Raw genomic sequence first — 3,992 nt, 5'->3', positions numbered from 1 at the left:
GGCCGGGCGGGCGGGGTCGCAGCGGAAGCGCAGCCGGTCGTGGTCCGGCCATGGCTTGAGCATCTTGGTGTCGACGACGACCCAGCGGTCCTCGTACGTCCGCCCCTCGTAGCTCACGTTGAGCTGTGCGCGGGTGAGACTGGAACCGCCGTCGGCCGCGATCACGTACGAGGCGCGCAGGCGTCGTACGGAGTCGTCCGGGCCGACCACGGTCAGTTCCACCCCGTCCTCGCCCCCGTCCACGGACTGGCGCAGCCGCAGGCATTCGTGCCGCAGCAGCACCTCGACGTTCGGGTAGCGGTCGACGCCGTCGCGCAGGACCTCCTCCAGCGCGGGCTGGTAGATGAACATCTGCGGCGGATGGCCGTGGCCGCGCGGGGTGGGGCAGGCGCTGAGGAACGTACGGCCGCGCGCGTCGACGAAGTCCAGCGGGCGCTCGGCCAGCATGTCCCGCTTCAGCCGGTCGGCCAGGCCGATGCGCTGCCAGATCTGGATGACCTCCTCGTCGGTGGAGATCGCCCGCGCCCGGGAGTAGATCTCGGCGTCGCGCTCCAGCACCACGACCCGCAGCCCCGCCGCGCCCAGCAGGTTCGCGGCGGTCACCCCGGTGGGGCCGTACCCGATCACCGCCACGTCATAGGCGCCGTCCACCAGGTCATAGGCGCCGTCCTCGGCTCTGTTCCCGCGCACCGAGCCACCTCACTTCCGTCGTCGCCCCTGCCGCGAGCTCTTGCTGGAGCGTTCACTACAATTGGAATGAGTGCTACGGTAAGGTCGACGTCAGAGACGGTCAAGTGCCGCGACGGCGGAAGCGACCCGGAAGCGACGGGAAGGACAGCGCTCATGACCAGGCCGCAGGCGACGCGCAGGAAGCGCGCGAACGGGGTGGAGTCGCGGCAGCGGATCCTCGACGCGACGGTGGAGATCGCGGGCGAGCGCGGCTACGAGGGCACGTCGATCGCGGCGGTCAGCGCCAAGTGCGGACTGCCCGCCAGCTCGATCTACTGGCACTTCAAGGACAAGGACGACCTGATCGCCGCGGTCATCGAACGCAGCTTCGAGACCTGGCTGGCGGCCGTCGATCTGCCCGGCGAGGAAGCGGGCACCCCGCTGGAACGGGCCACGACGATGGCGGCGAACGTCGCGAAGTCACTGGTCGAGGTACCGGACTTCCTCCGGCTCGGCCTGATGCTCGCCCTGGAGCGACGCCCCACCGAGCCCCGGGGCCGCACGGTGTTCCTCCAGGTCCGTGACATCGCCCGCCAGAAGATGACCGAGGTCGTCGGCGCCCTCTTCCCCGGCCTGGCGCAGGACGACGTCCAGACGCTGACCACGTACGTCATCGCCGGCGCCGACGGTCTGTTCGTCCAGCGGGAGATCAACGGCGACGCCGTCGACCTGGTGGCGATGTTCGAACTGCACGCCCGGATCGTCTACGAGACGGCGGCACGCATGGCAGCGAGGAGCGAGGACGAGAACATGGCATCGAGGAGCGAGGGATGACCCTGACCTGCGTACAGCGCGAGGAGGCCGCCCTGCTGCTGCGCAGGGCCGAACACGACGTGGCACCGATCGAGCCGCTGTCGGCCCTGCTGCCGGGGCTGGAGCCGGCCGACGCCTACGCCGTCCAGCGGGACAACATCGCCTGGCGGCTGGCCGACGGCGCGACGGTCGTCGGCCACAAGGTCGGCCTCACCTCGGTCGCCATGCGACGACTCCTCGGCGTCGACGAACCCGACTTCGGCCATCTGCTGGACGACATGGTCCACCGCGACGGCGCCACCGTTCTCGCCGCCCGCTACTGCGCCCCACGCGTCGAACCGGAGATCTGCTTCCGCCTCGCCCGACCGCTGCGCGGCCCCGGTGTCACCGTCGAGGACGTCCTCGCCGCCACCGAGGCGGTCGCCCCGGCCCTGGAGATCGTCGACAGCCGTATCCGCGACTGGAGGATCACCCTGGCCGACACGGTCGCCGACAACGCCAGCTCCGCCGGGCTCGTCCACGGCCCCTGGACGCCCCTGGCCGACGCGCCCGATCTCGCCGCCGTCACCGCCGAGTTGTTCGTCGACGGGGAGCGGGTCGCCTCCGGCAGCGGCGAGGAGGTGCTGGGCCACCCGGCCGCCGCGGTCGCCTGGCTGGCCAACACGCTCGCGGGGTTCGACTCCGCCCTGGAGGAAGGCCACTTGGTGCTGCCGGGGGCCATGACCACCGCCCCGTTCGTCACGGCCGGCCAGAAGGTCGAGGCACGCTTCGGCGGTCTGGGGTCGGCTTCGGTGATCTTCGTCTGAGACGCCGCAGCCGCGGAGCTTGTCCCAGTCGTCCGACCTGGTCTTCCGTCCAACCCGTCCGAGGAGGGCGTACGTGCTTGCCGCCTCCCAACCCTTACCGTGACCGTCCTCGACTCTGGGACCGCCGGGCACCCAGCCCTGTCCGCCGGGCGCCAGCACTGACCGCCGGGTGCCAGCCCTGTCCGCCGGGCACCAGCACTGGGCCCGGGCACCAACCCTGACCGCCGGGCATCATCCCTGAGCAGCGAGGCCGTCCTGGGGGCGGGCACGCCGGCTCGGCGGCGGTCCCCAGTTCCTGACCGGCGGTCGCCCTGCACCCGTCGGCCGACGATCCAGGGCTTGTCCTATGTACCCGGCGCGCCCCGCGTGCCCCGGCGCGCCCGGCGTGCGTGTCCGGCGTCGCCGCCGAGCTCGGTCGAGGTCGGCGGCGATGGCCGGTGAGCGGCGGGGTCCGGCACGCGTCCGGCGGGTGGAGGGGCAGTCACGCCCGGGTCCCATGTCCCAGGCGTGATCCACCGGCCAGGCGCTCCGGAGAGGTCCGCCGAGCCAAGCGCTCCGGAGAGGTCCGCCGAGCCAAGCGCTCCGGGGAGGTCCGCCGAGCCAAGCCCCGAGCCGCCCCCACCCCGACCCGCTCCCCCGGAAGCCGAGAGGCAGCACCCCACCATGACCACCACCCCCCGCCGGATCGACGTCCATCAGCACCTCGTGCCGTCCCTCTACCGCGACGCCCTCGCCCGGGCCGGTGTCACCGACGCCGGTGGCCGCGCCCTGCCCGACTGGGTTCCCGAGTCGGCCCTGGAAGCGATGGACCTGCTGGGCACCGAAACGGCGCTCCTCTCCGTCTCCACCCCCGGCACCGGATTCCTCACCGACGAGGCCGAGGCGGCCGACCTGGCCCGGCGGCTGAACGGCTTCTCCGCCACCCTCACCGCCCAACACCCCGGCCGCTTCGGCTGGTTCGCCACGCTGCCCATGCCGGACGTCGACGCGTCCGCCGAGGAGGCCGAGCGTGCCCTGCTCGAACTGGGGGCCGACGGGGTCACGTTGCTCGCCAACAACCAGGGCGCGTATCTGGGCGCGGACGGCCAGGACGCGCTGTGGCGGATCCTCGACGAGCACGGTGCCGTGGTGTTCGTCCACCCGGCCGAGCTTCCCGCGCCCGCCGTCGACGGCATCCCGCCGTTCGCCGCCGACTTCCTCCTCGACACCACCCGCGCCGCCCACCTCCTCGTCCGCAACGGGATCGTGAGCCGGTATCCGAATATCCGGTTCATCCTCAGCCACGGGGGCGGCTTCCTGCCGTACGCCTCGCACCGTATGGCCGTCGCCATCGCCGCCGACACCGGGCGCAGCCCCCTCGACATCCTGGACGACTTCCGCGGCTTCTACTTCGACACCGCGCTCTCCTCCAGCCCCGCCGCCCTGCCCACGCTGCTCGCCTTCGCCCGCCCCGGCCATGTCCTGTTCGGCAGCGACTGGCCGTTCGCGCCGACGGCCGCCGGCCAGTACTTCGCGGGCGGGCTCGACAGCGGCGTCGACCCCGGCACCCTCGCGGCCGTCAACCGCACCAACGCCGAAGCGCTCTTCCCCCGCCTGGCCGACAGCGCCCCCACACCGACTCCGGCCCGCCCCCTCCCGGTACGCCTCCGCCACTCCGCCCAACGAGCCGCCGCCCGCCTCGTCTTCAACCTCATCCAACCCGGA

4 protein-coding genes are annotated in these 3,992 nt (G+C 72.6%); 3 read left to right on the top strand and 1 reads right to left on the bottom strand.

Annotated elements, in window-relative coordinates; translation table 11 throughout:
* Nucleotides 1-690: FAD-dependent monooxygenase (locus tag STRIP9103_RS44070; RefSeq protein WP_009342602.1), on the bottom strand; the 690-nt coding region annotated here is incomplete at its 3' end.
* Nucleotides 691-843: 153 nt separating this feature from the next.
* Here STRIP9103_RS44070 and STRIP9103_RS44065 point away from each other — a divergent pair.
* The 3 genes from STRIP9103_RS44065 to STRIP9103_RS44055 all read left to right on the top strand — a co-directional run.
* Complete coding sequence (locus tag STRIP9103_RS44065) at nt 844-1,503, top strand: TetR/AcrR family transcriptional regulator (protein WP_009342604.1); 660 nt, start codon at nt 844-846, stop codon at nt 1,501-1,503.
* Nucleotides 1,500-2,288 (top strand): 2-keto-4-pentenoate hydratase, encoded by a 789-nt coding sequence (locus STRIP9103_RS44060; RefSeq protein ID WP_009342608.1) that lies wholly within the window; start codon nt 1,500-1,502, stop codon nt 2,286-2,288. Before STRIP9103_RS44065 ends, STRIP9103_RS44060 begins: the two co-directional genes overlap by 4 nt.
* 663 nt (nt 2,289-2,951) lie before the next feature.
* The coding region (locus STRIP9103_RS44055; RefSeq protein WP_048822253.1) for an amidohydrolase family protein at nt 2,952-3,992 on the top strand (1,041 nt) is incomplete at its 3' end.

Source organism: Streptomyces ipomoeae 91-03, assembly GCF_000317595.1.
In the GTDB taxonomy this organism is placed as follows: Bacteria; Actinomycetota; Actinomycetes; order Streptomycetales; family Streptomycetaceae; genus Streptomyces; species Streptomyces ipomoeae.
This window is presented reverse-complemented; position numbering and strand designations above follow the sequence as displayed.

What these genes read in the sequence shown, in the direction of transcription:
- STRIP9103_RS44065 (WP_009342604.1), top strand. Translation starts at nt 844, where the DNA reads ATGACCAGGCCGCAGGCGACGCGCAGGAAGCGCGCGAACGGGGTGGAG.
- STRIP9103_RS44060 (WP_009342608.1), top strand. Translation starts at nt 1,500, where the DNA reads ATGACCCTGACCTGCGTACAGCGCGAGGAGGCCGCCCTGCTGCTGCGC.